Here is a 26,933-nt window from a genome sequence, read left to right as displayed (position 1 = left end):
TATTGTCGTTCACATAAAATAAACATTGGTGTAACTATGGCAGTTCCTGTCGCAAACGACAAACCGGTTTTGGTGTTATTACATGGTTGGGGTCTCAATCATGCGGTGTGGCAGCAATTACTGCCGCAGCTGACCGGGCAATTTAGTGTGCTGACACCGGATTTACCGGGTTTTGGTCTGGCGGTCGATTATCCGGAACCTTATCGGTTGGCGGACGTTGCGGCTGTCGTTGCCGAGCAAATACCACATGGAAGTTTAGTGCTGGGCTGGTCGCTCGGCGGATTGGTGGCGACGCAAATCGCACTGGATTACCCAGAGAAGGTGCGGGCGTTAGCGCTGGTCGCCAGTTCGCCCTGTTTTGTGGCGGCTGAAGACTGGCCAGGCATGGCGCCGTTGGTGCTTCGCCAGTTTGCGGCGGCGCTGGCCAAAGATGTGGCGCTGACCATCGATCGATTTTTAGCTATTCAAGCGCTTGGCAGTGCCACAGCCCGACAGGAAATAAAACTGCTGAAACAAGCGTTGTTGACGTTGCCATTGCCACAGTCGGCAGCTTTAGCCGGCGGCTTAACAGTATTAGCCGAAGTTGATTTACGGCCGCGCTTGTCAGAGCTGAGCATGCCGGTTACCGGATGTTTTGGCCGACTTGATTCGTTGGTGCCGGTGGCAATGCTGGATAAACTGCAGCTGTTATTACCCAATGCTGCGCTGACGATGTTGCCCAAAGCATCCCATGCACCTTTTATTTCACATCCAGAGGAATTCAGCCAATGGTTGCTGCAGTGGGCGCAGATAATGCGAAAGAAAGAGTGAACAAATGAAAGAGTGCAGAGGCGAATTAGTCACTGAAACCGGGCTGTAAACAACCACGGCCAGCAAAACGGCAACTATTTGCCGCTTTTACGGATATTTGCTTGAGTGCTGGCAGTTAATTGATTAGTATTTAATCATATTTGCTAACTGCCGGAGATCTATCATGGAACTTCAATCCGCATTCGCTTCAGGTTTGCAAGGATTGCAACGTGCATCCACCGGGATCACCGAAGCCACTGTCAATATTAATCGTGAAACAACCAACGAACAGCGGGTCCGGAATGCTCAGGATACCGCTGCCGCCGACGAGGCCACGCAACAACGCCAAATCCCGGTCGCTGAACCAACAAGCCCATCGCTGGAGCAAAGTCTGGTGCAATTGGTCACCGAACAAAACTACGCCGAAGCCAATGTGAAATCGATCAAAACTGCCGATGAAATGCTCGGTTCTGTGATCGATATTCGGGTGTAATAAACAGATATGGCCATCACCTCGGTTTACCCCAACGTCAGTCCTTACATCGGCAACCCCGGTGTGGATCTGGCGCGCCGGGAAAACCTGCGCCGTGAGATTATCGAACCGGTGGCGCAAGCTGAGCGCGGCGCCGCTGAAAAAGGTGTTATTTCGGAAGATAAAAGCCGTAATAACAGCAACATGGCAACCGGCACTTACACTGAAGATGCCAGAAGCCGTGGTACCGAATTAAAACAAGCCGTGGGTGGTCGTCAAGAGAACGGTGAAGGCCGCGATGGTCAGAACGAAAACAGTAACGGTAAACAGCAAAATGCCGCGCAGCAACGGCAAGAAGCCGCAGAGCAACGTGAACTTGCTGAACTGAAAAAACGCGACGCCGAAGTCAAAGCCCACGAAGCGGCGCATGCTTCGGTCGGCGGTCAGTTAGCCAGCAGTCCAAGTTTCAGTTTTGACCTTGGTCCTGACGGTCAGCAATACGCCGTGGCGGGCGAAGTACAAATTGATTTGTCGCCGGTACCTGGCGACCCACAAGCCACCATTATTAAAATGCAGCAAGTCAAAGCTGCCGCATTATCACCGTCTGAACCCTCTGCTGCCGATCGCCAGATCGCAGCGGAAGCCGCCAGACGTATTACCGAAGCGCAAGCCGAACTTGCTAAAGAATTCATTAAGGTGAATGAGCCACCGGCCGCTGATGGCGATTACGACGCGCTGGCTGCATTCAGCGAACTTACCGGACGGTTGGATTTAGGCGAAGATACGCCGGTAAACCGTCGTCCGTCGGACGAATTTACGGATGAAGAAAATACTGAGCCATCGTCAAGCCGCAGCCGTTATGCACCACCAGAATCACGCTCACTCGAAATCGACAGCACCATGCAGCTACGCAAAGAAGTGATCTCTGGTTTTTACGCCCGTTCTACCGTTCCTGCTGAACGTCCGCTGCTGCAAATGGCGTAGTTGCAACTTTTCCGATAAAAAAACGCCGTCAGCTGACGGCGTTTTTGCATTCATTTGCATTCAAGATCAGTGCTTATTTTTTCATTTTCGCCAGTGCCGCAGCAAAAGCGTTGCCCATCGCTGCGTTGCCATTGTCGACTGGTTTACTGGCTTTTGGCTGCGTCGGTTTCGCGGCGTAACTGCCACTTTTAGCCTGTTGTTTGCCTGAACTGCCAGCGTCTGAGCCTGCACCACGGGCCTGTGGTTGTTCGTCCAGACGCATGGTTAACGCAATCCGTTTACGGTCGACTTCTACTTCCAGCACTTTCACTTTGACGATATCACCAGCTTTCACCACCTGATGCGGGTCACTGACAAACTTGTCGGTTAACGACGAAATATGCACCAAACCGTCCTGATGCACGCCAATATCGACAAATGCACCGAAGTTGGTGACGTTGGTGATCACGCCTTCCAGCAACATGCCCGGGGTTAAATCGGATAACTTTTCCACACCATCTTTAAAAGTGGCGGTTTTAAATTCAGGACGCGGGTCGCGGCCCGGTTTATCCAGCTCTTTGATGATATCGGTGATAGTCGGTACACCAAAATGCTCGTCGGCGAATTCAGCTGGATTAATGCTTTTTAAGAAACTGCTGTTGCCGATAATCTGCTCCACCGATTTTTGGTGTTTGCTGCCAATTTTCTCGACCAGCGGATAAGCTTCCGGGTGCACAGCAGAAGCGTCCAGCGGATTAGTACCGTTACTGATACGTAGGAATCCCGCCGCTTGTTCGTAAGCTTTTGGCCCTAAACGTGGCACTTTTAATAAGTCTTTGCGCTGCATAAAGCGGCCGTTGCTGTCGCGATAAATCACGATATTTTGCGCCAGCGTTTTATTCAGACCCGCCACCCGCGCCAATAACGGCACTGAAGCGGTGTTTAAATCAACGCCAACGGCGTTTACGCAGTCTTCAACCACGGCATCCAGTGATTTAGTCAGCAGGCTTTGGTTCACGTCATGCTGATACTGGCCCACGCCAATGGCCTTGGGTTCAATTTTAACCAGCTCCGCCAGTGGGTCTTGCAAACGACGGCCAATCGATACTGCACCGCGCAGCGACACGTCTAAATCCGGGAATTCCAGCGACGCCAGTTCCGACGCTGAATAAATCGAAGCGCCCGCTTCCGAGACCATGACTTTGGTCAGCCGCATCTCCGGCAGCATTTTAATCACATCGGCGGCCAGTTTGTCGGTTTCGCGCGATGCAGTACCGTTACCGATAGCAATTAGTTCCACTTTGTATTGTTTGCAATAAGCGGCCAGCGTTTTCACCGATTTGTCCCACAGGTTTTGTGGGGCGTGCGGGAAAATGGTGGTATTGGCGACCAGTTTGCCGGTTTCATCCACCACGATCACTTTGACCCCGGTGCGCAGGCCCGGATCCAGACCCAGCGTTGCGCGCATGCCAGCTGGAGCCGCCATTAATAAGTCTTTCATATTGCGGGCAAACACAGCAATCGCTTCAATTTCAGCTTTTTCGCGCAGTTCACCCAGTAAATCGTTTTCCAATTGCAGATGCAGTTTTACTTTCCAGGTCCACTGCACCACGGTGCGCATAAAGGCATCGCCGGCGCGGTTTTGCTGGCGCAGGTTAAAGTGGCTGGCAATCATTTGTTCGCAATTGGCGTGGGCATTTTCGTCATCGCCATCTGGCTGTAATTGCAGGTTTAAGCAACCTTCGTTGCGACCACGGAACATGGCTAACGCACGGTGCGACGGCACGTTTTTCCAAACTTCCTGATGACTGAAATAGTCACGGAATTTGGCGCCTTCGGTTTCTTTACCGGCCACCATGCTGCTTTTCAGCACGGCATATTGGGCTAAATGACGGCGTAATTTAGCAAGTAAATCAGCATCTTCGGCAAAACGTTCCATCAGAATGTATTTGGCACCATCCAGCACCGCTTTGACATCGGCAAAACCCGTTTCAACATTGAGATAGTCATTCGCAGCCGTTTCCGGTGCCAGATTAGGATCTACCAATAACGCATCGGCCAGCGGCAATAAACCTGCTTCAATAGCAATTTGCCCTTTGGTGCGGCGTTTGGCTTTGTACGGCAGATATAAATCTTCTAAGCGGGTTTTATTGTCGGCGGCAACAATTTCGCGTTGCAGCTCTGGCGTCAGTTTGCCTTGTTCGGCAATCGTTTTTAAAATCACCTGGCGGCGATCTTCCAGTTCACGTAAGTAGGTCAGACGCTGATCAAGCAGCCGTAATTGGGTATCATCCAGACCGCCGGTCACTTCTTTGCGGTAACGGGCGATAAATGGTACGGTCGAGCCTTCGTCCAAGAGGGCGATAGCTGCAGCGACCTGTTCGGCACGTGCCGAAATTTCCAAAGCGATTTGATTAACAATCAATGACATAACTTTTTATTCCTTGTGGCCGGGACTTGCTGAAGATCATTTCAGCCTGCCATTTGAAGTGCAGTACCGACTGGATAACTACGCAGATGGCCGGTATTGTCTATCTTCAGCGACAAAAAATCCAATGTTGTTACCTGATGTCAGCATCTGCCGGGCGCAACAAGGTCATGAGAGCAGCAGAATTCACCATGTGCAGGAGCAGAGTTAAGCAGTGAAACCAAAACCAGTCATCATTAAAACGAAGCTGATCACCCGTGAAGGCTACAATGCGCTCAAAGCCGAGCACGACGAGCTGTGGTTTAAAAAACGGCCGGAAGTGACCAAAATCGTCACCTGGGCGGCAAGTTTAGGCGACCGTTCCGAAAATGCAGACTACCAATACAGCAAGCGTCAATTAAGGCAAATAGACAGCCGGATCAGGTACTTGCGCAAGCGGCTGGAAGATCTGCAAATCGTCGATTATTCGCCACAGCAAGAAGGCAAAGTATTTTTTGGCGCCTGGGTGGAAATTGAAGACGACGACGGTCAGCTGCTGAAATTTCGGATTGTCGGGCCGGATGAAATATATGGTCGTACTGATTACATCTCGATTGATGCACCGATGGCGCGGGCGCTGTTAAAAAAGCAGGTGGATGATAGTTTTGTGGTGCAAACGCCGACGGGTGCCAAGGAATGGTTGGTGTTGGATATTCAGTATCCAAAGCTGCCCGCTACGCCCTAGCTGCCCACATTGCAACGGCGGCATGTTCAGCGGCAATTAACAGCGCCTTGCTAAGGTCGTTTCAGACAAGCTCAGCAACGAATTCAGAAGCGGGGAAAGCGATGAAAAAACCTATGTTAGTCAGCTGTGTGATGGTTGGTCTGTTCGGCAGCACCGCAGTACTTGCCGACGAAGAAGCAGATTATCAACAATGTTTATTGGAGCATCAGCCGAAGGTGCAATTAGAGCAAGTGGTCACCAGAATTCGGCAGGCTTGTGACAAAGTACATCGTGACAATCTGATGTTACCGCGTAAAAAAGAATATTTCCGTTGTGTGCTCAGTTATTTACCGCCAGTCGAAACCGACAGCGCAGTGCCGGATATACTTGGCGCCTGTGCCAGCAAACACGATTTCCGGCGTTCTTAGCCGCAATGACCATTCGCGACTGCTGCAGTCGCCATCTGACATGATTTGTAACACACAAAGCCTGCCGGACATGTCGCCCGCTGCGCTTTTTGGTTTATAGTGAGGAATTAGTTAGGAAAATTGTTACAAGGTCGCAGCTTATGCAAACTCAGGAAACCACCAAGATTCTGGTCGTAGATGACGACATGCGGTTACGTTCATTATTAGAACGTTATCTGGTTGAACAAGGGTACATCGTTCGCAGTGTCGCCAATTTCGAACAAATGACCCGGTTGATGGAGCGCGAAAACTTCCATTTGCTGGTACTGGATCTGATGTTGCCTGGTGAAGATGGCCTGTCGATTTGCCGCAAGTTGCGCCAGCAAGAAAATGAAATTCCGATCATTATGCTCACCGCCAAAGGCGATGAAGTGGATCGGATCATCGGCCTGGAAATGGGCGCTGACGATTACCTGCCAAAACCTTTTAACCCACGTGAATTGCTGGCGCGGATCCGCGCTGTACTGCGGCGTAAATCAAAAGAATTACCTGGCGCACCAACGCAGGAAGAAACGCTGGTCAAATTTGGCCCGTTCAGTTTTAACCTCGCCACCCGTGAAATGAAAAAAGACGATCAGCTGATGCCGCTGACTAGTGGTGAATTTGCGGTGCTCAAAGTACTGGTTAGCCATGCCCGTGAGCCGTTGTCGCGCGATAAGCTGATGAATATGGCGCGTGGGCGGGATTATTCGGCAATGGAGCGCAGCATTGACGTGCAGGTGTCCAGATTGCGGCGGATGATTGAAGATGATCCAGCCAATCCACGGTATATTCAGACCGTGTGGGGCCTGGGTTATGTGTTTGTACCGGATGGTGTCGCCAGTTAAATGCGCGTGTTACCCCGCAGTGCCTTTGGCAAAACCGTTTTTCTGATCGGCTTTTTACTGCTGATAAACCAGTTGGTGTCGTACTTTCTGGTGGCGGTTTATGTTATTCAGCCATTTCTGCAGCAAACCAACCATTTGATTGCCAAGCAGATTAAAGTAGTTTTTATCGATGTTGGTTATGACGACATGGTGTTGTCAGAGCAGCTCACCAAAAGATTCCAGCAAGCCACCGGCATTGAGGTTTATAACGAAACCCAGGCGCAACAACATGGCTTGCAGCAGGCCATTTTTTACCAATCTTTTTCCGATGATATGTCGCGTGAACTTGGCGGCACTGCCGAAGTTCGCATCGAACAAAGCCAGAGTTTTGTGTTCTGGGTGCGGCCGCCACAAGCCCCGCAATATTGGGTACGTATTCCTTTGAGTGGCCTCAACGACACCGATTTTAAACCTCTGCAAATTTACATTCTGCTGATTGGCTTTTTAAGCGTCGCCGGCGGCTGGTGGTTTGCGCGGCAGCTGAACCGACCGTTGCAGGGCTTGCAGCAAGCGGCGTTGAAGGTGGGGCGCGGCGATATTCCGGAACCGTTACCTGAAGCCGGTTCCAGCGAAATTATTGCGGTAACCCGCGCCTTTAACCATATGGCCAAAGGTATCAAACAGCTGGAAAAAGACCGGGCGTTACTGATGGCCGGGGTGTCACACGATTTACGCACGCCGCTGACCCGCATCCGGCTCGCCAGTGAAATGATGAGTGAGCCAGACAGTTGGATCCGCGATGGCATCGCCAACGATATTGACGATATGAACGCCATTATCGACCAGTTTATTAATTACATCCGCCATCACAAAGAAGAAGTGCTGACCGATGAAGATATTAATGTGCTGGTCAGCGAGCAAATCAGTGCTGAGCGACTGCAACAGCGCGAGGTGGTGACTGAACTTGCCCATCATTTACCGCTGGTGCCACTGCGGCGGATTGCGCTGAAACGGGTGCTAACCAACCTGATTGAAAATGCTTTTAAGTATTCAGAAGGTAGTATTGTGGTCAGTACCGGTTATGAAAAAGGCAGTCAGCGGGTTTATGTGCAGGTGCGGGATCACGGCCCCGGCATTCCGGAAACCCAGATGGCGCAGATGTTTGAACCCTTTACTCAGGGCGATACTGCCCGCGGTAGTTCCGGCTCTGGGTTGGGTCTCGCGATCATTAAGAAAATTGTTGATATGCATCAGGGCGAAATTACCCTGCACAATCATGCGTTTGGCGGTTTAGTGGCAACGGTTTATTTGCCATTGAAACAACGTGGCAAAGCAAATAGCTAATTTTGGTATCTGACGATTAAGGACCACAGACTCTGGAATGTCGCTGATATTCAGACAACAAAAAAGCGCCAACTGGCGCTTTTGTCAATTCAGTGGCGCAACGACGTGCTGACGTCGTTGGCGGCTGAAATTATATTCAGGCTTTCGGGCCTGCATTACGGATAGCTTCAGAAACATCGTATTTCTTGAAGTTATTGGCAAATTCCGCCGCCAGTTTGGCTGCGTATTGGTCATATTGTGCTTGGTCAGCCCAGGTATCCCGTGGGTTTAACAGCTTGCTGTCAACGCCAGGAATTGCGACCGGAATGTTCAGGTTCAGCTGTGGCAAATGCGTCGTAGCCACTTTCGCCAGTTCACCAGACACGATAGCGTCAATAATGGCGCGGGTGGTCGGGATGTCAAAACGTTTACCCACGCTGTGCGGGCCGCCAGTCCAGCCGGTATTCACCAGATAAACTTTGCTGCCAAATTCACGAACCCGTTTGATCAGAAGTTCAGCGTACACGCCAGCTGGGCGTGGGAAGAACGGTGCACCAAAACAAGTTGAGAAAGTTGATTCAATGGCTGAAGTGGAGCCAATTTCAGTGGAACCCACTTTCGCCGTGTAACCACTTAAGAAGTGGTAAGCGGCTGCTTCTTCAGATAACACTGAAACTGGCGGTAACACACCTGATACGTCACAGGTCAGGAATACTACAGCACGAGGCTCGCCAGCACGGTTGGCCAGCACGCGTTTTTCAACGTGGGCTAACGGGTAAGCGGCGCGGCTGTTTTGGGTCAGGCTGGCGTCTTTGTAATCTGGGGTGCGGTTCGCATCCAGTACCACGTTTTCCAGAATGGTACCAAAACGGATAGCATCCCAAATCACCGGCTCGTTTTTCTTCGACAGGTCGATACATTTAGCGTAGCAACCGCCTTCAATGTTAAACACGCTGTTCGGTGCCCAACCGTGTTCGTCATCGCCAATCAGGTTGCGTTTTGGATCGGCTGATAAAGTTGTTTTACCCGTGCCAGACAGACCAAAGAATAACGTCACATCGCCTTCATCACCAACGTTCGCCGAGCAGTGCATTGGCAGCACGCCTTTGGCTGGTAACAGGAAGTTCTGGACAGAGAACATCGCTTTTTTCATTTCGCCAGCGTAACGCATGCCCGCTAACAACACTTTGCGATCAGCGAAATTAATCATGACCGTGCCGTCTGAGTTGGTGCCATCACGCTCAGGCACGCAAGTGAAACCTGGCACGTTGATGATTTGCCATGCTGCTTTACCCGAGGTATTCCACTGAGCTGGGGTGATAAACAGGTTTTTGGCAAACACATGTTGCCAGGCAGTTTCGGTTTGCACGATCACTGGCAGGTAATGCTCAGGATCGGCACCGACTTCTAAATGAGACACAAAATGTTCAATATCTGACAGGTAAGTTGCTGCTTTGTCCCACAGTGCATTAAACACTTCAGCTGATACCGGTTGGTTCACATTGCCCCACTGAATATCTTGTTCAGTGGTCGCTTCTTTGACGATATAACGGTCTTTAGGTGAACGACCAGTGCGATGACCAGTTTTGACCACTAATGCGCCGTTATCGGCCAAAATACCTTCCTGACGACGAATGGCGTGTTCCACCAGATCGGCGACGGTTAAATCGACGTGACGAATAGTTTGAGCGGTCATTATCAGCTGACTCCTTGGGTACAGAGTTTGTGTTGTAGGTGGTAGATGTTTTCACAGCATTCTACTGTAAGTCGACAGTTTCGGCGACAGAAAGTTTGTGCTATGCGACTAAGATCTTGGGTGTAACGGCGTTTATTAGCAATAATTGAATATAAATTCACATTTTTATGCGGTTTAGTTGGTTTGTTTTGGTGTTGGCGAATAATTATTACAGGCCGACTTACGAAAATATCTGTTTGGCACCTGCGAACCACAGCAGCAATTTGCCCTAAAAAGAAACCCGCGCCAAAGCACGGGTTTTAAAAGAGACTTCTTATCACTCTACACCAGGCCTCGCCACTAACCGTTTAACTTTCGTCGTGTCTCGACAACGGTAGGTATTGTAGCTGCCACTCAAGTTGAATATTTGGCTGGCGTTTTAACTTTTGGTACAGCCGCTGAGTTGCCGGAAAACTGCCGGTCCATTGATATGTGTGGTCAGCCAGCTTCTGCCAATGCTCACTTTGGTATTTGACTCCTGCTGTTTCCAAAAGCTCCTGCAACTGTTCTGAGACTACAACTAACATATTTAAGGTGATGCAGTACTGTGACATTTGTTGGTCATAGAGTAACCAGTGGTCGCTCTGTTCAGATAATAGTTTGAATTTCCTACCATTTATTGAAATGGTACTGGTGTCGCGCTGCAACTTATTCAGCACGGTTTTTTCAGGCTGAGTTAAGACCATTGATTTGACTGGTCGCGTTTCGGCAGCCGACACGGACGTTTCGCCGATGGCTGTGCAAATAAAAATAAACATACAGGCTGAAAAAATTTTCTTCATAAAGTTTCCGAAAATGAAAAAGTCAGGCTAAAACTAATACGTTTACTTGATCAAGACATATTGAAATTGAATGTAAGAAAAGGTATACCATTAACTCCTCTATAAAAATATGTTAACTAAAAAAACTAAAGGAACATGCATGATGCACTTCAAACGTTCTGCACTGGCAATAATTGTCACTGCAGCAATCACAACTCCTCATTCAGCCCTGGCCGCCACTGAATTTAATTCAGTGTCAGACTCAATCCAATCGATTGCGGTAAAACCTGCCCAACAGGCGAAGACTGTCTCAGGTATGAAAAACCAGATTGATGCCATCAGTAACCAGACAACTTTTGCCTGGGCTCCGGAAGGATTGACGGTACCGAATTTGTCTGCCGTAGCTCCTGAACATCAAATCGAAGTAGCTGCAAGCCATTATCTGAATTCGTTAACCGGCGCTATCAGTAAGGGTAGTCTGAATCAGTTAAAACCGGTACTTGTTAGTTCGTACCAAGGTGATGATGGCGTAAAAATAGCCAAATTTCGCCAGGATTATCAAGGTGTTGAGGTATTTAATAGAGAATATAACATCCTGATGGATGCTGAGTTTAATCTGGTTGCCGGATCCGGCACTCTGGCGTCAGCGTCAGCGACCAAAAGTGCTGCGTTTACACAGTTTAGCAATGCAGATACCGCTATCCTCAATGCTTTTTCCGCAGCTGGCGGTGATCAACAACAAATTTCTTTAACCACTCTGGAATCGGCAGATGCTTACCAGGTGTTCACCGCAGAGAATCAAAAGTCGTCCGTAAGACTTCTTGGTGAACCACGGGCGAAAGCAGTTTATTTTGAACAAAAACAGAAACTGGTTCCTGCTCATTATGTAGAGATCGAAGTTGCTGCTGAAGGCTCGGTTGAATCTGATTACTACAGTTACGTCATTTCCAGCGAAACCGGGGAAGTGCTGTTTAAGAATAATTTAAAAGCACATGCCGCAGATTTCCAATATCGTGTTTATGCTGGGCAGGATGGAACTCCGTGGGATGGTCCGCATGGCAACGTAGTCCCTGCGACCAGTGCCGATCAGGTAGATGCAACAGCATATCTGGCGGCGCCACTGGTTAAATTGTCCCACGGCCCGATCAGCACTAAAGATGGCTGGTTAGATGTAGCCGCAACGACCACCAGCGGAAATAATGTTACCGCCTATGCCGATGTTGTGGCTCCGGATGGCTTAACAGACGGCGATTATGCCGCAGAAACTACAGCTGCAGGGATATTCGACTATAAGTATCGTACCAGCGAGCCTGAAACGTCACTGAATAACCGTAAAGCAGCCATCGTCAACCTGTTCTACATGAACAACTATTTACACGACCTTTTTTACGACTACGGTTTTGACGAAAAGTCTGGCAATGCGCAGTTAGTAAATTTTGGGCGTGGTGGTGTTGAAGGAGATCCATTAAAGGCTGAAGTCCAGGACAACTCCGGATTTAACAACGCGAACATGTCTACCCCGGCTGATGGCCGCTCACCGCGGATGCAAATGTATCTGTGGGACAGCAAAGATGCGACTTTTGGTGAAGACTACGGCTTAACTGCGACCGCAAGCGGCGAATCGATCAGCATTACGGCATTACAACGCTCAAGTTTTGGTCAGGGGCAGTTTAATATTTCTGGCCAACTGGTGGTGCTTGACGACGGCATTGCGCCAACGCGTGATGGCTGTACAGCTGCTGTCAATGGCGCCAGCTTGGTTGGGAAAATTGCTATCGTCGATCGAGGCACATGCCCTTTTACTGAGAAGGTTAAACAAGCGCAAAATGCCGGCGCTATTGCAGTCATCGTGGTTAACAACGCTGCTGCCGGATTACCTGGGATGGGTGGCAGTGACCCAGTGGTTAAAATACCAAACGTTGGCATTTCACTGGCAGATGGCAACAAGTTGTACGCAGCGATTGCCGCTGGCAAAACAGTTGAACTGAATTTGTTTAACAGCCGTCCATTCAAAGATAGTTCGTGGGACAATGCGATCGTTTCTCATGAATGGGGTCACTACATCAGTAACCGTTTAGTTGGTAATGGTAATGGTCTGTACAACAACCAAGGCCGTTCAATGGGCGAAGGTTGGGGTGATTTCCATGCTCTGCTGACCGTCTCTGAAGCCAAAGATTTGGAACTTCCGGGCAACGATAAACTGCAACGTGCATACGCTGCTATTTCCTACGTAGATTCGTTCTATTATGGGATTCGCAGTGTGCCTTATTCGCAAGACCGTGAAGTTAACGAAAAAACCTTCAGATTCATCGAAGTGGGTCGTGGTGTTTTTGTTGATCAAACCACAGGCGCCGCACAGGTCCACTCTGCAGGTGAAGTGTGGGCAACAATGTTGTGGGATGGTTTTGTCAATCTGGTAAATGATGATCGGCACAGCTTCAATGAAGCCAAGCACCGGATGATGGGATATCTGGTGAACGGTTATAAAATGACCCCGGTCGGTCCAACATACACTGAAGCCAGGGATGCGATTCTGGCCGCTGCTTATGCTAAAGATCCAGCGGACTATAAACTGCTGCTCAAAGCATTTGCTGATCGTGGTATGGGTTTGGGTGCCAAGGCGCCAAATCGTGATGACCCTCAGCATAAGGGTGTGGTTGAATCTACAAAAACTGAACTGAATACTTTTGATGTGTCCGGTCACAGCATCAACCGTAATTACGAAGGGCTTACGGCAGGTTTCTGTACAAATAACGGCATTCTCGATAATGGCGAAACCGGAACCATAAGCTTCAACATCACTAACCGCGGTGATAAAGCCCTGAGTAATATCAAAGCAAAAGTTGAAGTCACCAGTGGTCAGAACGTTACTTTTGCCAACAACGGTGAAATTACACTGCCGAATGTAGGCGTCTTTAAAACAGCGAGTACAACCCCACTCGAATTCAAATTGGAAGGAGCAACAGTGGCAGATGAGGTGAGCTTTAAACTCAGCTTCCCGGGTCTGGCCGAAGACGTTGTGACTGCAGAATATAGCCTGTCTGACCTCGTCAACCTTAATTTCAAAGACCGGGCGCCGGTAAACCAGGAAAGCCTGGATGATATGGAAGACTATGCCAGCTTGAATAATTTCAAAGAAGTGGTGTTAGTTGGTGGTGATTTGGCTAAAAACAGCCGTGCGATGGATGGTACTAACGCGGCCTTCTTTGCCAGTCGCGGACATCAGGTCGGGTCGCAGTACATGCACATTGCAAACAATGGTTTTACCTCAGATGTTGCTTATGAAACTAAAGCTTTTGACCTGGGTTATGGTGCCGATTTCAAACTAAGTTTCTGGCATTACTATAACTTCGAAACCAATTATGATGGTGGTGTGGTTGAAATCAGCATCAACGGTGGAGCCTGGAAAGATGTAACTAAAGTTCAAGTTGGCACCAGTGCTGGTCAGCCGGTATATGCTAAATTTGACGGTGGTTATGATAACGAGTTGGAGGAATTACTGCCGGGTCGTAAAGCCTTTACCGGGCCTTTAAATGAAAACTTCGGTGCTAATGAGTCAATTAATTTTGGCGCGGCCTTAAATGGCAACTCCGTGAAGTTCCGCTTCCGTGCAGTATCTGACTCAAATAGCAATAGTGACGGTTGGTTTATCGATAACGTGAAAGTTCAGAATATCACAACATCAGTGTTCTCTGATGTTGTGGCAGGAAACAGTCTGCCTTGTGATAACCGCACACCTGTCATTACCAAAACCAGCAGCAGTGTAGCAGAGGTGAATGAAGGCGCAGAAGTGAAGTTGACGGTAGCTGCGCAGGACGCTAACGCAGCAGATAAACTGACGTACAGTTGGAAGCAGTTATCAGGCACCACTGCAGTTATCAGTAATGGCAGCACGGCTGAAGCGACGGTGAAAACCCCGCTGATTAGCGCCGCCAGTGAAACACTGAACTTCGAAGTAACCGTCAGTGATGGCAAAGTTAGTGTGAAATCGACCGTTGGAGTTAAAGTTAACAACATTCCTGACCCGGCACCTCCGATTTCAACAAATCGCTCACCCAAAGGTGGTAGTTTGGGCTGGTTTGCGCTGATTCTGGTTCCATTCGCTTTGCTGCGTCGCAGGAAAAGCTGATTAAAGCCGATTAATTACTGAATAAAAAACACCGAAGCTTGCTTCGGTGTTTTTTTATGATCAATTTTAAACCACCTTCTGTGGAGGTGGTTTTTACTGCGGCAGCCCCCTGGCAGGAGCTATTTGTAGCTGGGCTGGCGTTATGCTCAGAAATTTTTTGCCAGCTGAATGAGCGCCGGTGCATCAAAGTGGTAAGTGGTGTTGCAGTATTCACAGCAAATCTCCAGTTTACCTTCGGCAATATGCTCTTCAATCGCTTGCTGACCCAGGCTGATAATGGCCGCTTCACATTTTTCGCGGGAGCAACCGCAGACAAATTCAACATCTTGGGCCGGAAATAACTCGACCACTTCCTGGTGAAACAGCCGGAACAACATATCTTCCACTGACAATTGCAGTAACTCATCTGCAGTGGTGGTATCGGCCAGTGTCACGATGTCGGCAAAATCAAGCTTGGCTTGTTCTTGATCAACCGGCAGTACCTGTAATAACAAACCGGCCGCTTTGGCATGACCTGCCTGAATATCGGTATGTAAATAAATACGGGTCGGTAATTGTTCGGACTGATTAAAATAGGCTTCCAGCGTATCGGCCAGACTATTGCCAGAAATTGGGATCACGCCCTGATAACGTTCACCTTGTTCGGGGGTGACGGTGACCAGCAAAAAACCTTCGCCAATCAAGTCAATAAAACTGTCGCCTTTAATTTCACTTTGCAGCCGCACCACGCCGCGAAATTGCTGGTGGTTATTGCCATTGACCGCCGCAAATCTGACCGGGCCATCGCCCTGTACCTGCACCGCAATATTGCCTTCAAATTTCAGCGTGGCGGTTAATAAACTGGTGGCGGCCACTAATTCAGCCAACAGCCGTTTCACCGGCAAGGCGTATTGATGGTTTTGCAGCATCAAATCGAGGCTTTGTGCCACTTTGACTATTTCACCGCGAACATCTTTTTCGCGGAATAAAAATCGTACCAGTTGATCAGACTGACTCATAAAATCCTCATAGTCGATTATTGTTGCGATTTTAGCTGCAACAGTTGGCGTCGCATTTTTTTATCCGGTTTGGTCTCCGGGTGCGGCGCAAATAACACATTCATTTTGCGAAGTTCGGCGCGCTCAGCGCGTAATTTGATACTTTCGGCTGTTTCTTCATAGAGTTGCTGCGCAAGTGGCGCTGCCAGCCTTTGTTCGGATAATCCCTTCACCAGCACGGTGCGCTCGTCAGTGCCCTGAGTTAGTTTGATGGTGGCCCCGAGTTCAACATTGCGGCTGGCTTTACAACGTTGGCCATTATACTGAACTTTTCCCCCATCAATCATGTCTTTTGCCAGGCTGCGCGTTTTATAGAAGCGGCAGGCCCATAACCATTTATCTAAACGTAATATGGCTGTGGTATCGTTCGGCTTTGCGGTTGAGTTCGACATCAATAATCCCCGTAAATAGCTGGCGCGACCATAGCATAAAGCGTAGTCTGCCTCCATGACTGTCGGCTGTTTTACCGATGGTAGCAGACAAGTTTTGTTGCGGCGCCACACCACAGCTTGTTGTAGTTTGGATCTGTCAAAGGTCGATACGCTGTTGTATTAAGTTGTTATTTTTTAGTAAATTCTCCGTCTGCCCTTGTTGATACAGGTGCAACTGAGTAAGATTGAATTTGGTCGAGAATAGAATTAGAAACAATGAATTTGCCCACCTTACAACAAATTGACTGGATGACCCTGGCCACCCGTTTTTCAAAACGGGTTCCGACGCAGCGACTGAACCGGTTTTTTAGCCTGGTTTTGGTGTTGCTGCTGGCCTGGCTGGCAGCACGACTGACCTGGTTACTCTGGCCTGCGCCGACGGTATCGTCACAAATCCAGCCGGAGCTGGTCTCCACTTCTGCTGTCACTGGCTCACCGTCACTCGACGCTTTATTAGCTGCGCATTTATTCGGTAAGTTTCAGGAGAAATCGTCAGAACCTGTGGCTGTTGCTGCAGTGACAGAAGCCCCGAAAACCAATCTGAATGTCAAACTGACCGGCGTTGTCGCCACCAAAAACCAACCGGAACAAGGCACAGCCATTATTGAAAGCAATGGCGTTGAGCAAGTGTACGCGGTGGATGAACAAATTGAAGGCACTAACGCCAGCCTGAAACAAGTGCTGGAAGATCGGGTGCTGCTGCAGGTCAGTGGTCGTTTTGAAACCCTGATGCTGGATGGTCTGGAATACCAGCAACTGAGTCAGGATAACGCGCCGGTCGGCGAAGGGTTGCAGGAAGTGCCAGGTGCGCCGGAGCCGATGGAAATGAGTCCGGCGCAAGCTGATTTGAATGTGGTGCGCCGCGAAATGCTGGCGGAACCAGCCAAGTTTTTTGATTATGTCCGCGTCACACCACGCCATCGCAACGGCCAGATGTACGGTTATGCGTTGTTACCCGGCAAAGATCCGGAATTATTTGCGCGGATGGGGTTAATGCCCAACGACGTGGCAATTGAAATTAATGGTGTGCGGCTGAACGATATGCAGCAGGCCTACGGCATCATCAATGAATTACGCGAGGCAAAAGAAGCCTCAATCAAAGTGGAACGTGACGGTGAGATAAAAGATGTTTTATTTACACTGTCACAATAATCATCAGCTAATAATGGTTCGCACTCAATGAATTTAAAGACAATCCGTCGTCCGGCCGCCTGGTCCTGGCTGGGCGCAGGCGCCCTGGCCCTGCTGAGTTTTTTCACCGCTGCAGTTGAATATCAACCGAACTTCAAAGGCACTGAAATCAACGAGTTTATTAATATCGTTGGTAAAAATCTGAACAAAACCATCATCGTCGACCCGCAGGTGCGTGGCCGCATTAATGTGCGCAGCTACGAAATGCTGAACGAAGCACAGTATTACCAGTTTTTCCTTAACGTGCTGGAAGTCTACGATTTCTCAGTGGTCGAGATGAAAAGTGGCGTGCTGAAAGTGGTGCGGCAAAAAGACGCCAAAATGTCGAATATCCCGGTGGTTGGCGACAACAATGGCGGGATCGGCGATGAAATGGTCACCCGCGTGGTGCAGGTGAAAAACGTATCAGTACGTGAATTAGCACCGCTACTGCGCCAGTTTACCGATCAGGCCGGTGGTGGCCACGTGGTCAACTATGATCCATCAAACGTCATCATGATGACCGGTCAGGCCGAAGTCGTGAACCGCTTGGTTGATATTATTCAGCGGGTTGATAAAGCCGGTAACCAAGATATTGAAATCATCAAACTGAGCTTTGCTTCGGCAGGCGAAGTGGTGCGGATTTTAGATAACGTCTACAAAAAACAAGGTCAGGGTGACCAGCCCGAGTTTTTGATCCCAAAAATTGTTGCTGATGAGCGCACTAACAGCGTGATAGTTTCCGGTGAATTACAGGCCCGGCAGCGGGTGGCAGAAATCGTCAAACGGCTGGACGCGCAGCAGGAAAATCAGGGCAACACCCGGGTTTATTATCTGAAATACGCTAAAGCCGAAGACCTGGTCAAGGTACTGCAAGGTGTCAGTAATTCGATGGTATCGGCACAAGCGGCGCCAGCGCAAGGACAGGCTGCGGGGCAAAGCCGCAGCAGCGGTGGGCGTAGCGATGTCAGTATTGAAAGCCATACCGAAAGTAACTCGGTGGTGGTCACCGCCCAGCCAGACATGCTTAGAAGCTTAGAGGATGTGATCCGCCAGATTGATGTGCGCCGCGCGCAGGTGCTGGTGGAAGCCATTATTGTTGAAGTTGGCGAAACGGCCGGGATTAACCTTGGGGTGCAGTGGATTAGTGCTGAAGGCGGAATGCAGCAGTTTACAAATTCGGGTATTCCGATCAGTAGCTTAGCTGCCGGTGCTGCCGCGGCCAGGAAAGTTACGCCACCTAAGCGAGTGGTACAGTCGACAATCCCAGATGTACCGAGTACAGAAGTGCAGGATGCAGATACCCCAGGTAATTATGAGGCGCTTGGTAAAGCGTTGGGTGGTTTAAATGGTGCAATGCTTGGTATCATCAAAAACGACTGGGGCGCGATTATTCAAGCCGTTTCCAGTGACAGTAACTCTAATATTCTGGCCACACCGCACTTAACTACGCTGGATAACCAGGAATCGTATTTTATTGTCGGTGAAGAAATTCCAATTAAAACTACTACCAGTCCGGGCCAGGGCGGCAATAACCCCTTTACCACGCTGGATCGGCAGGAAATTGGTATCAAGTTAAAGGTCACACCGCAAATCAACGAAGGTAATGCGGTGAAGCTGACCATCGAGCAGGAAGTGTCAGGCCGTGCCGGTGAAATTGAAGGCAATCCGATCATCAGCAAACGCGAAATTAAAACTACGGTAATGGCCGAAGATGGTGCCACTGTGGTGCTTGGCGGTCTGATTGACGAAGACGTACAGGAAAGTGAATCCAAAGTACCGCTGCTCGGTGATATTCCGGTGCTTGGACATTTGTTCCGTTCGACCAGCACCACCAAACGCAAACGTAATCTGATGGTGTTTATCCGTCCGACTATTATGCGTGAAGGTGGGGTAATGAACGAAGTCAGCCAACGCAAATACAACTATATGCGTGCACAGCAGCTGACCGAGCAGGACAACGGCATTAAATTAATGCCGGACACCGACAAACCGCAGATGCCGGTATGGGGTCAGGAACGTGAGCTACCACCGGAAATTCAGAAAAAGCTGGATGAAATGGCACCGGTGAAAAAGCAAGAGCAGGAACAAAACTAAATGGTCGGCCTGGAACTGGAAACAGAACTGGCGACGGCTGAGTTTGCTTCGACAGCCGAGCCAACGGATGTACCTGCGCATGTCATGGCCAGAGTGCGCCTGCCGTTTGGTTTTGCCAAACGCCACGGTGTGTTGTTGCAGCAGGTTGCCAACGGCTGGCAACTGTTGATCAACCCCAATACCAATGCCGCAGCGCTCTTAGAAGTGCGGCGGGTACTGGCGCAGCCGTTTGCAGTGCAAAAAATCAGTGCGGTGGAATTTGAAGCCATGCTGGAAGCCGCCTATCAGCGGGACTCCAGCGAAGCCCAACAAATTATGGAAGACATTGGCAACGAGGTGAACTTAGCGTCCTTAGCTGATGAAATTCCGGAAACCGAAGACTTACTGGAAAACGAAGACGACGCGCCGATCATCAAGCTGATTAACGCCATGCTCGGTGAAGCGATTAAACTCGGCGCTTCAGATATTCACGTTGAAACCTTTGAAAAAGCCTTAGTGGTGCGGTTTCGAATCGACGGCATTTTGCGTGAAATGCTCAGGCCAAACCGCAAACTCTCCAGCTTACTGGTATCGCGTATTAAGGTCATGGCGAAGCTGGATATCGCTGAAAAACGCGTACCCCAGGATGGCCGCATTAGTCTGCGGATTGCTGGTCGGGCGGTTGATGTGCGGGTTTCCACCATGCCATCCAGCCATGGCGAACGGGTAGTAATGCGGTTACTCGACAAAAATAATTCACATCTGAACCTGGCTGATTTGGGCATGACCCTGGCGGTGCAGGAACAATTCGCCCGGCAAATTTTGAAACCGCACGGCATTATTCTGGTCACCGGGCCCACCGGCTCTGGTAAATCCACCACGCTGTATGCAGGTCTTACTGATATCAACACCAAAGACCGTAATATTCTGACCGTCGAAGATCCGATTGAATATGAGCTGGAAGGTGTTGGTCAAACTCAGGTCAATACCAAAGTGAATATGACGTTCGCCCGTGGTCTGCGTGCAATTTTGCGTCAGGATCCAGACGTGGTGATGGTCGGTGAAATCCGCGATTTAGAAACTGCGCAAATTGCGGTGCAAGCCAGTTTAACCGGTCACCTGGTGCTCAGCACCCTGCACACCAACACCGCTTCCGGCGCTATTACCCGGTTGGAAGATATGGGGGTGGAACCCTTTTTATTATCGTCCAGTTTACTGGGTGTTTTGGCACAGCGATTGGTGCGGACTTTATGCCCACACTGCAAACAAGCGCATGAGCCGGACAAAGAAGAGCGTAACTTCCTTGGTATCACCAAAAAAGAAGGCCAGCTGATTTTTCGCGCCGTCGGTTGTGAACAATGTAATCAGACCGGCTATCGTGGCCGGACCGGTATTCACGAACTGATTGTGGTTGATGAACATTGCCGTGAACTTATTCACAACGGCAAAGGTGAGCAGGCGATTGAAAAATACATCAGAAGCCAAAGCCCGAGTATCCGGCAGGATGGTTTTTCCAAAGTACTGGCCGGCATCACCACGCTGGAAGAAGTGCTGCGGGTGACGCGTGAGGATGCATAGTGGCGGCATTTGAATATCAGGCGCTGGACAATAAAGGCCGCAAAAGCAAAGGTGTGCTGGAAGCAGATAACGCCCGTCATGCCCGGCAATTGTTACGCGACCAAAAACTAACACCACTTAGTCTGGATCTGGCATCGCAGCAGGAAAAAATGCTGGCCAGCGGCAAAAAGTGGTTTCAAAGCGGCATCAGCGCCAGCGATTTAGCGCTGATCACCCGCCAGATTGCTACCTTGGTCGAAGCGGCGTTACCGATTGAAAATGCGTTGCAGGCGGTGGCCGAGCAATGTGAAAAACCGCGTTTGCAAAGCATGATGATGGGCGTGCGCTCCAAAGTGGTGGAAGGTTATAGCCTGGCCGAAGGTTTAGCCGAATATCCGTATGTATTTGACCATTTATTCCGCTCGATGGTGGCTGCCGGTGAAAAATCCGGGCACCTGGACGCGGTACTGAACCGGCTGGCTGATTACACTGAACAACGCCAGCATATGCGCAGTCAAATTATGCAGGCGCTATTGTATCCGGCGATTCTGACGTTTTTTGCCATTGCGGTGATCAGTATTTTGCTGGCGGCTGTGGTACCAAAAATCGTTGAGCAATTTGAACACATGGGACAAAACCTGCCCGGCGCGACTTTGTTCCTGATTGCTGCCAGCGAATTTATCCGTTCTTACGGAGTCTTTGTGCTGGCGGGGTTGTTTATCGGCATCGCCGCGTTAAAACGGGCACTGCGTCAGCCAGCGTACCGGCTGAAGTACGACCGGTTGTTACTCAAAGCCGGCATGCTGGGGAAGGTTAGCCGTGGTCTGAATACCGCCCGCTTTGCCCGCACTTTAAGTATTTTGAACGCCAGCGCCGTGCCGCTACTCGAAGCTATGCGCATAAGTGCCGATGTGCTGGACAATACCTTTATGCGCCAGGCCATTGCTGAAGCAACCTTGCGGGTGCGCGAGGGCACGTCGCTGCGTAATGCGCTGGATCAAACCAAGCTATTTCCGCCGATGATGTTGCATATGATTGCCAGCGGTGAAAAAAGTGGCCAGCTTGATGGCATGTTAGAACGAGCTGCCAATACCCAGGACCGTGAATTTGAAACCCTGGTGACGGTCTCATTAAAAGTGTTTGAACCGGTGCTGGTCTCGGTGATGGCAGGCATGGTGTTATTTATTGTATTGGCCATTTTACAGCCAATTTTAGCGTTGAATAATTTAGTAGGAGGAGGTTAGCAAGATGCAACAACAACGTGGTTTTACTCTGTTGGAAGTGATGGTCGTTATCGTGATTTTAGGCATTATCGCCAGTATGGTGGTGCCAAATCTGATGGGTAATAAAGAACAGGCCGACCGCCAGAAAGTGGTGGTTGATATTCAGCAACTGGAGAATGGTCTGGATTTGTACAAACTAAACAACGGTTTTTACCCAACCACTGAACAAGGGATGCAAGCCCTGGTGACCCAAGCGACCAGCGAGCCTATTCCACGCTCGTTCCCGGAAGGTGGTTTTGTGAAGCGTCTGCCAAAAGATCCTTGGGGCGGCGAATATCAACTGGCGAGCCCTGGTGAAATGGGCCGGATTGACGTGTTTTCGATGGGGCCAGATCAGACTGCCGGCACCGAAGATGATATCGGCAACTGGAATCTGGACGGCGCTGAGCAACAAAATTAATGAAACACCAACGCCTGAACGCGGGTTTTACCTTAATCGAAGTATTGCTGGTGATCCTGTTGATTGGGCTGTTGGCGTCGGCCGTGGTGATTAATTTCAGCGGTGAAAGCCGGGATAAACAGCTGGTAACCCAAACCGGGCAATTGCAGCAGCTTATTCATATCGCTTCGGAAACGGCGATGTTAAAACAGCAGGAACTCGGGCTGTTTGTCGACAACGAAGGTTACCGGTTTATGCTGTTTCAGGATGATAAATGGCACAGCATCAGTGAGCCAAAATCGTTGCGACCACGACAGTTTCCGCCCGGTTATAAAATTGAACTGGAGCTGGAAGGACTGGAGTGGAGCGAAGGCAATTTGTTAAGTCAGTTGGAATGGCAGGAAGAAGAAGAAACCCTGTTTGAAGAAAACAGTTTTGACCAGCGGGAAGCGGAAAAACTCAAACAAGCTACGGAAGAGGGCAACACGGCGGCGCCTAAACTGCGCACCGGTTTTGAAATAGCACCGCGGCAAAAGGATGATCCAAAATTGCCACAGGTTTATTTGTTGTCATCCGGCGAAGTGACGCCATTTTTGCTGACGGTACGGGATGACACTGAGTCCCCGGTCTGGAGTCAGCAGCTCAAAGCGGTGTTCAGCATTCCGCTGGAGCGCACTGAGGTGAGCCGTGAACGGTAACCGACTTGCAAGTAAAGGTTTTACGTTAATTGAACTTTTGGTGGCGATGGCGATTTTCGCGATTGCCGGGGTGGCGGTGATGCGGGCGACCACCGAACATATCCGGGCGGTGACACAACTGGAAGAAATGACCATTGTCAGTTTTATTGCTGAAAATCAGCTGCAACTCGCCAAACTAGAAAAAAAATGGCCACCGGAAAAATCGCTGCAAGGCGAGGTGACGATGGCGAATCGTCATTGGATCTGGGTTCAACAAAGCACTGAAACGCCGGATCCAAATTTCCGGCAGTTGAAAGTCAGTGTCAGTCCGGCGAATGAACCGGCCAGGGTGCTTTATAGCCTGCAAACTTTTGTTGGTAAAACTGATGAATAGCCGTGGTTTTACCTTTATTGAAATGCTGCTGGCTTCAGCCATTTTTGCGTTGATTGGGCTGGCTTCAGTGGCGGTGCTCGACAGCGTGACACGCAGCGATACCGCCTCGCAACAGGCGATGGCGCGCTTACAACGGTTGCAGCAGGCGATGATGATGCTGGACCGTGATTTATGGCAAATCACACCAAGACACATTCGGGTCAGTGGCGAAGCGCCGAATAAAACGACTTTAGCCGGAGGTCAGAACTGGCTGGAAAGTGATGATGATGGTTTATCGTTCAGTCACGCTGGCTGGACCAATCCCGGGATGATTCTGCCACGCAGTGAAGTGCAGTTGGTGGGTTACCGTCTGAAAGAAAATAAGCTGGAGCGGATGTTTTATCTGTATCCGGATGCGGTCACCGGCACCGAACCGCAGGTACAGGTATTGCTGGAAGATATCGACAGCCTGAAAGTGAGATTCCTCGATGCTGAAGGGGTCTGGCAGGAAAGCTGGAACAACGCGATTTTGCCTAAGGCGCTGAAAATTCAGCTGAGCCAGCAAAGCACCGGTGAGCTGGAGCGGGTATTCGCCATGCCAGAGGGGCTGAGCAAATGATATTTGCAGCCAGGAAACAGCACCAACAAGGAGTGGCCTTAATTGCCGTGCTGATGGTGGTCGCGCTGGTGGTGGTGATTGCGGTCAGTATGAGCGGTCGCTTGCAATTGCAACTGCAACGCCAGCTGAACTTACAAGACCGGCAGCAAGCATTATGGTTGGCGTTAGGTGCGGAAGAGTTTTCCAGAAATCTGCTTAAACGTACTGCTGTGGGCAAAGATACCGTTAATTTGTCACAGGAATGGGCGGCGCAAGGTGCGACTTTTCCGGTGGAGCAAGGCAGTATCAGTGGCAAAATTACCGACTTACAAAGTTGCTTTAATTTAAACGCGCTGCAAAAAGCACAGGAACCGCTGCAGCCGGGCGGTGACCGGGATCCAAATCGCGATCAGGAACAGGGCGAAAATCAGCAGCAAGACCAGCAAGCTGGCAACGAAAGCAAAGATAAAACGCCGCAGCCCAATGCCAAAGGCGTTGCTCCACAAACGCCGGCACAACTAAGTTTTCAGCGTTTGCTGGAGCAATCGGCAACTGAGCTATCGATGCCGGCGGAGTATCTGGTGGCGCGGTTGACCGACTGGCTGGACGCTGATACGGCGTTGCAAAGCGCCGGTGGTGCTGAAGAAAATGATTATGCTGCGCTGGAATTTCCGTATTACACCGCTAACAGTCTGATGGTGAGTAAATCGGAACTTCGGGTGTTGCTGGATATGACCGCCGCTGATTATGCGCTGGTCGCGCCTTTGGTCTGTGTGATCCCACAGCAAAGTGTGTTGCAGTTAAATGTGAATACCATCACTGAGCAACAGGCGGCTTTGTTGTCCGGGTTAATTCCTGGTTTATCTGAAGATGATGCCCTGGCGTTAATTGCTGCAAGGCCGGAAAAAGGTTATGAAAATCTTGAACAGTTTTTTGCCAGCAGCCAGCTCAGTGGCTTGCAGCTGAGTGATGAAAGTAAGACGTTATTCAGTGTGACTTCCAGTTATTTTCAGGCGGAGCTGACGGTACAGTTAGCGGACAGTAGTTTTAAATTGACCTCGGTATTAAAAGTTAATGACAATCAAGTACAGGTGGTCGCTCGGCGCTTTGGAGGCCAAGGGTGAATGAACAACTAATTATCAGACTGGGTAGTCTGGTGACGCAGCCGGTGCAGTGGCTGGTCTGGTCGCCGCTGACCGACGAAGTCATCGCTTCTGGCCGCTTAGCCCAAGCAACAGAACTGCCGGAACTGGCGCAGCGCCTTGGTCAAAGACCAGTGATCGCGCTGGTACCCGCTTGTGATGTGGTGCTGAAAACCATTGTGTTACCTGGTAAACCGACCCGGCAATTGCTGCAGGCGCTGCCGTTTATGCTGGAAGAAGATCAGGCTGAAGATATCGAACAATTGCTGATCGTGCAGGGGAAATCGTTGCTGGTGAATAATCAGCATCAGCAGCAAGTTGCTGTCGTACGCCGCTCGGTGTTGGAAAGCTGGTTAAGCTGGTTGCAGGATGCCGGTTTTGCTGTGCTGCGGATGATCCCGGATGCACTGTTGTTACCAGACATGCCAGAGCAGGCGGTGGCGATTGAATGTGGCGAGCAATGGTTATTACGTCAGGGATCCTGGCAAGTCAGTTGTATTGATACTGGCTGGTGGCCGGATTATCTGGGACTGTTAGCCTTGCCCTCAGTATTAAGTTACAGCCCCTGGCCTGAGCATCTGCTGCAGGTGCATCAGCTGGCGCCCGCCGAATTACCCTTAGCATTATTGGCCCGGCAACTGCCGCTGCAAAGTTTTAACTTGCTGCAAGGCGATTACGCGCCAAAACGGCCGCAGAACAAACTGTGGCAACAGTGGCGATTAACCGGCACGCTGGCGGGGATTTGTCTGGTGCTGTATCTGACCAGTATTGCGCTGGAAGCATGGCAATTTAAGCGCCAGGCGACCGCCGCGAATGCAACGGCAATGGCGCTGTATAAAAGTAAATTTCCGAATGAGCGGGTGTTTAATCTCAAACAAAACGTCGCGCGTAAACTGGCGGCCAGTGGCGGTGGTGATCCCAACCAAAGTCTGGTTGGTTTATTGTCACAAGTGCAGCCGTTGTTAGCGCAGCAGCCAGGCTTAGTGTTGGATAATCTTAAGTTTGATGGCAAAAAAGCCGAACTGCGGTTTCAGGCAACAGCCGATGGTTTCCAAAGTTTCGAACAGCTGAAAAACGCGCTGCAACAACAGGGTTTCCAGGTGGAGCAAGGCGCGCTCAGTAACATCAATGGCAAAGTGCAGGGCACCATTACGATGCGGGGCAAAGCATGAAACAATTGAAATTATGGTGGGCTTCACTACAGCCACGTGAACAACGTTTAGTCAGTGTCGGCGGTGTGGCGTTAGTGATTGGCGCGTTTTATTGGTTGTTGTGGCAACCGCTGCATCAAAGCCGCATTACCCAGCAACAAGCCGCGGAAAATGCCCGCGCGCAACTAATTTGGTTGCAAACTCAGCTGCCAAAATTGTCGCAACAAAGCAGCGCAGTGCGTACGTCAGCCAGTTTGACCGAAGTGGTATCGCAGACGTCGCGCAATTTTCAGGTGCAGGTCAGCCGGATGCAACCGCAGAACGAACAACTGCAGTTGTCGCTGGAGGATTTAGCCTTTGACCAGTTGCTCCGCTGGCTGCACGAATTGCAGTATCAGCATGGTATTCGTTTGGTGCAGCTGGATATCGCCACCGGTGACGCGCCAGGCCAGGTGCGGGTGCGCCGGATGTTGATTGAATAAC

The 26,933-nt window shown here is 50.1% G+C and carries 24 protein-coding genes; 19 read left to right on the top strand and 5 right to left on the bottom strand.

Going from position 1 to position 26,933, the window contains the following annotated elements; translation table 11 throughout:
• The first annotated feature begins 36 nt into the window (after positions 1–36).
• From bioH to EOE67_RS08275, 3 genes are all read left to right on the top strand, one after another.
• A complete protein-coding gene (bioH, locus tag EOE67_RS08285) occupies positions 37–810 on the top strand; it encodes a pimeloyl-ACP methyl ester esterase BioH (protein ID WP_127698628.1) in 774 nt (257 codons plus the stop codon).
• A 163-nt stretch (positions 811–973) separates the two neighbouring features.
• Entirely contained in the window at positions 974–1,282 is a 309-nt protein-coding gene (locus EOE67_RS08280; protein ID WP_127698626.1) for an excinuclease ATPase subunit, read from the top strand.
• Positions 1,283–1,291: 9 nt separating this feature from the next.
• Positions 1,292–2,245: a putative metalloprotease CJM1_0395 family protein gene (locus tag EOE67_RS08275; protein WP_127698624.1), complete on the top strand. Its 954-nt coding sequence runs from the start codon at positions 1,292–1,294 to the stop codon at positions 2,243–2,245.
• 73 nt (positions 2,246–2,318) lie between these two features.
• On the opposite strand, the gene EOE67_RS08270 is transcribed toward EOE67_RS08275, so the two are convergent.
• Complete coding sequence (locus EOE67_RS08270; protein ID WP_127698622.1) at positions 2,319–4,655, bottom strand: Tex family protein; 2,337 nt, start codon at positions 4,653–4,655, stop codon at positions 2,319–2,321.
• A 211-nt stretch (positions 4,656–4,866) separates the two neighbouring features.
• On the opposite strand from EOE67_RS08270, the gene greB reads away from it, so the two are divergent.
• From greB to envZ, 4 genes are all read left to right on the top strand, one after another.
• Positions 4,867–5,376 carry a transcription elongation factor GreB gene (greB, locus tag EOE67_RS08265; RefSeq protein WP_231916806.1) on the top strand — a complete coding sequence of 170 codons (510 nt, stop codon included), beginning with the start codon at positions 4,867–4,869 and terminating at the stop codon, positions 5,374–5,376.
• 101 nt (positions 5,377–5,477) lie between these two features.
• Entirely contained in the window at positions 5,478–5,783 is a 306-nt protein-coding gene (locus EOE67_RS08260; RefSeq protein ID WP_127698620.1) for a VF_A0006 family four-cysteine protein, read from the top strand.
• A 140-nt stretch (positions 5,784–5,923) separates the two neighbouring features.
• Positions 5,924–6,649, top strand: a complete 726-nt coding sequence (gene ompR / locus EOE67_RS08255) for an osmolarity response regulator transcription factor OmpR (RefSeq protein WP_127698618.1) — start codon at positions 5,924–5,926, stop codon at positions 6,647–6,649.
• Entirely contained in the window at positions 6,650–7,972 is a 1,323-nt protein-coding gene (gene envZ / locus EOE67_RS08250) for a two-component system sensor histidine kinase EnvZ (protein WP_127698616.1), read from the top strand. It begins immediately after the preceding gene.
• A 136-nt stretch (positions 7,973–8,108) separates the two neighbouring features.
• On the opposite strand, the gene EOE67_RS08245 is transcribed toward envZ, so the two are convergent.
• Positions 8,109–9,647, bottom strand: a complete 1,539-nt coding sequence (locus EOE67_RS08245; RefSeq protein ID WP_127698614.1) for a phosphoenolpyruvate carboxykinase — start codon at positions 9,645–9,647, stop codon at positions 8,109–8,111.
• Positions 9,648–9,994: 347 nt separating this feature from the next.
• A complete protein-coding gene (locus EOE67_RS08240) occupies positions 9,995–10,468 on the bottom strand; it encodes a hypothetical protein (protein WP_127698612.1) in 474 nt (157 codons plus the stop codon).
• Between the two features lie 109 nt (positions 10,469–10,577).
• Between EOE67_RS08240 and EOE67_RS08235 the strand changes: the two genes are divergently transcribed.
• Positions 10,578–14,576 carry a rhombosortase-dependent M36 family metallopeptidase gene (locus EOE67_RS08235; protein WP_206099531.1) on the top strand — a complete coding sequence of 1,333 codons (3,999 nt, stop codon included), beginning with the start codon at positions 10,578–10,580 and terminating at the stop codon, positions 14,574–14,576.
• Between the two features lie 146 nt (positions 14,577–14,722).
• On the opposite strand, the gene hslO is transcribed toward EOE67_RS08235, so the two are convergent.
• The gene (gene hslO / locus EOE67_RS08230) at positions 14,723–15,574 is read right to left on the bottom strand and encodes an Hsp33 family molecular chaperone HslO (protein ID WP_127698610.1); all 852 of its coding nucleotides are present in this window, start codon (positions 15,572–15,574) and stop codon (positions 14,723–14,725) included.
• Between the two features lie 17 nt (positions 15,575–15,591).
• The gene (gene hslR / locus EOE67_RS08225) at positions 15,592–16,005 is read right to left on the bottom strand and encodes a ribosome-associated heat shock protein Hsp15 (protein WP_068069921.1); all 414 of its coding nucleotides are present in this window, start codon (positions 16,003–16,005) and stop codon (positions 15,592–15,594) included.
• Positions 16,006–16,260: 255 nt separating this feature from the next.
• Here hslR and gspC point away from each other — a divergent pair, with 255 nt between their 5' ends.
• From gspC to gspM, 11 genes are all read left to right on the top strand, one after another.
• Entirely contained in the window at positions 16,261–17,196 is a 936-nt protein-coding gene (gene gspC, locus EOE67_RS08220; protein ID WP_240652749.1) for a type II secretion system protein GspC, read from the top strand.
• A 27-nt stretch (positions 17,197–17,223) separates the two neighbouring features.
• Positions 17,224–19,311, top strand: a complete 2,088-nt coding sequence (gene gspD, locus EOE67_RS08215; RefSeq protein WP_127698608.1) for a type II secretion system secretin GspD — start codon at positions 17,224–17,226, stop codon at positions 19,309–19,311.
• A gap of 84 nt (positions 19,312–19,395) precedes the next feature.
• The gene (gene gspE, locus EOE67_RS08210; RefSeq protein ID WP_164852261.1) at positions 19,396–20,868 is read left to right on the top strand and encodes a type II secretion system ATPase GspE; all 1,473 of its coding nucleotides are present in this window, start codon (positions 19,396–19,398) and stop codon (positions 20,866–20,868) included.
• Positions 20,868–22,091, top strand: a complete 1,224-nt coding sequence (gene gspF / locus EOE67_RS08205) for a type II secretion system inner membrane protein GspF (protein ID WP_127698604.1) — start codon at positions 20,868–20,870, stop codon at positions 22,089–22,091. The genes gspE and gspF overlap by 1 nt, the downstream gene beginning before the upstream one ends.
• 4 nt (positions 22,092–22,095) lie before the next feature.
• A complete protein-coding gene (gspG, locus tag EOE67_RS08200) occupies positions 22,096–22,530 on the top strand; it encodes a type II secretion system major pseudopilin GspG (protein ID WP_068069851.1) in 435 nt (144 codons plus the stop codon).
• A complete protein-coding gene (gene gspH, locus EOE67_RS08195; protein ID WP_127698602.1) occupies positions 22,530–23,207 on the top strand; it encodes a type II secretion system minor pseudopilin GspH in 678 nt (225 codons plus the stop codon). The genes gspG and gspH overlap by 1 nt, the downstream gene beginning before the upstream one ends.
• Positions 23,197–23,580 carry a type II secretion system minor pseudopilin GspI gene (gene gspI / locus EOE67_RS08190; protein WP_240652748.1) on the top strand — a complete coding sequence of 128 codons (384 nt, stop codon included), beginning with the start codon at positions 23,197–23,199 and terminating at the stop codon, positions 23,578–23,580. The genes gspH and gspI overlap by 11 nt, the downstream gene beginning before the upstream one ends.
• Positions 23,573–24,178: a type II secretion system minor pseudopilin GspJ gene (gene gspJ, locus EOE67_RS08185; RefSeq protein ID WP_240652747.1), complete on the top strand. Its 606-nt coding sequence runs from the start codon at positions 23,573–23,575 to the stop codon at positions 24,176–24,178. Before gspI ends, gspJ begins: the two co-directional genes overlap by 8 nt.
• A complete protein-coding gene (gene gspK / locus EOE67_RS08180; protein WP_164852257.1) occupies positions 24,175–25,281 on the top strand; it encodes a type II secretion system minor pseudopilin GspK in 1,107 nt (368 codons plus the stop codon). The genes gspJ and gspK overlap by 4 nt, the downstream gene beginning before the upstream one ends.
• A complete protein-coding gene (gene gspL / locus EOE67_RS08175; RefSeq protein ID WP_127698597.1) occupies positions 25,278–26,471 on the top strand; it encodes a type II secretion system protein GspL in 1,194 nt (397 codons plus the stop codon). The genes gspK and gspL overlap by 4 nt, the downstream gene beginning before the upstream one ends.
• Positions 26,468–26,932 carry a type II secretion system protein GspM gene (gspM, locus tag EOE67_RS08170; protein WP_127698595.1) on the top strand — a complete coding sequence of 155 codons (465 nt, stop codon included), beginning with the start codon at positions 26,468–26,470 and terminating at the stop codon, positions 26,930–26,932. The genes gspL and gspM overlap by 4 nt, the downstream gene beginning before the upstream one ends.
• The last annotated feature ends 1 nt before the right edge of the window (position 26,933 follow it).

The sequence above is a fragment of the Rheinheimera riviphila genome (assembly GCF_004005945.1).
GTDB lineage: Bacteria > Pseudomonadota > Gammaproteobacteria > Enterobacterales > Alteromonadaceae > Pararheinheimera > Pararheinheimera riviphila.
The sequence above is the reverse complement of the archived record's forward strand: the minus strand, read 5'-3'. Positions and strand labels throughout refer to the sequence as shown.

What these genes read in the sequence shown, in the direction of transcription:
- EOE67_RS08260 (WP_127698620.1), top strand. Translation starts at nt 5,478, where the DNA reads ATGAAAAAACCTATGTTAGTCAGCTGTGTGATGGTTGGTCTGTTCGGC.
- hslO (WP_127698610.1), bottom strand. Translation starts at nt 15,574, where the DNA reads ATGAGTCAGTCTGATCAACTGGTACGATTTTTATTCCGCGAAAAAGAT.
- gspD (WP_127698608.1), top strand. Translation starts at nt 17,224, where the DNA reads ATGAATTTAAAGACAATCCGTCGTCCGGCCGCCTGGTCCTGGCTGGGC.
- gspE (WP_164852261.1), top strand. Translation starts at nt 19,396, where the DNA reads ATGGCCAGAGTGCGCCTGCCGTTTGGTTTTGCCAAACGCCACGGTGTG.
- EOE67_RS08235 (WP_206099531.1), top strand. Translation starts at nt 10,578, where the DNA reads ATGTTAACTAAAAAAACTAAAGGAACATGCATGATGCACTTCAAACGT.
- ompR (WP_127698618.1), top strand. Translation starts at nt 5,924, where the DNA reads ATGCAAACTCAGGAAACCACCAAGATTCTGGTCGTAGATGACGACATG.
- EOE67_RS08275 (WP_127698624.1), top strand. Translation starts at nt 1,292, where the DNA reads ATGGCCATCACCTCGGTTTACCCCAACGTCAGTCCTTACATCGGCAAC.
- gspM (WP_127698595.1), top strand. Translation starts at nt 26,468, where the DNA reads ATGAAACAATTGAAATTATGGTGGGCTTCACTACAGCCACGTGAACAA.
- gspH (WP_127698602.1), top strand. Translation starts at nt 22,530, where the DNA reads ATGAAACACCAACGCCTGAACGCGGGTTTTACCTTAATCGAAGTATTG.
- gspC (WP_240652749.1), top strand. Translation starts at nt 16,261, where the DNA reads ATGAATTTGCCCACCTTACAACAAATTGACTGGATGACCCTGGCCACC.
- EOE67_RS08270 (WP_127698622.1), bottom strand. Translation starts at nt 4,655, where the DNA reads ATGTCATTGATTGTTAATCAAATCGCTTTGGAAATTTCGGCACGTGCC.
- gspK (WP_164852257.1), top strand. Translation starts at nt 24,175, where the DNA reads ATGATATTTGCAGCCAGGAAACAGCACCAACAAGGAGTGGCCTTAATT.
- bioH (WP_127698628.1), top strand. Translation starts at nt 37, where the DNA reads ATGGCAGTTCCTGTCGCAAACGACAAACCGGTTTTGGTGTTATTACAT.
- gspG (WP_068069851.1), top strand. Translation starts at nt 22,096, where the DNA reads ATGCAACAACAACGTGGTTTTACTCTGTTGGAAGTGATGGTCGTTATC.
- EOE67_RS08240 (WP_127698612.1), bottom strand. Translation starts at nt 10,468, where the DNA reads ATGAAGAAAATTTTTTCAGCCTGTATGTTTATTTTTATTTGCACAGCC.
- EOE67_RS08280 (WP_127698626.1), top strand. Translation starts at nt 974, where the DNA reads ATGGAACTTCAATCCGCATTCGCTTCAGGTTTGCAAGGATTGCAACGT.
- hslR (WP_068069921.1), bottom strand. Translation starts at nt 16,005, where the DNA reads ATGTCGAACTCAACCGCAAAGCCGAACGATACCACAGCCATATTACGT.
- EOE67_RS08245 (WP_127698614.1), bottom strand. Translation starts at nt 9,647, where the DNA reads ATGACCGCTCAAACTATTCGTCACGTCGATTTAACCGTCGCCGATCTG.
- gspJ (WP_240652747.1), top strand. Translation starts at nt 23,573, where the DNA reads ATGAATAGCCGTGGTTTTACCTTTATTGAAATGCTGCTGGCTTCAGCC.
- envZ (WP_127698616.1), top strand. Translation starts at nt 6,650, where the DNA reads ATGCGCGTGTTACCCCGCAGTGCCTTTGGCAAAACCGTTTTTCTGATC.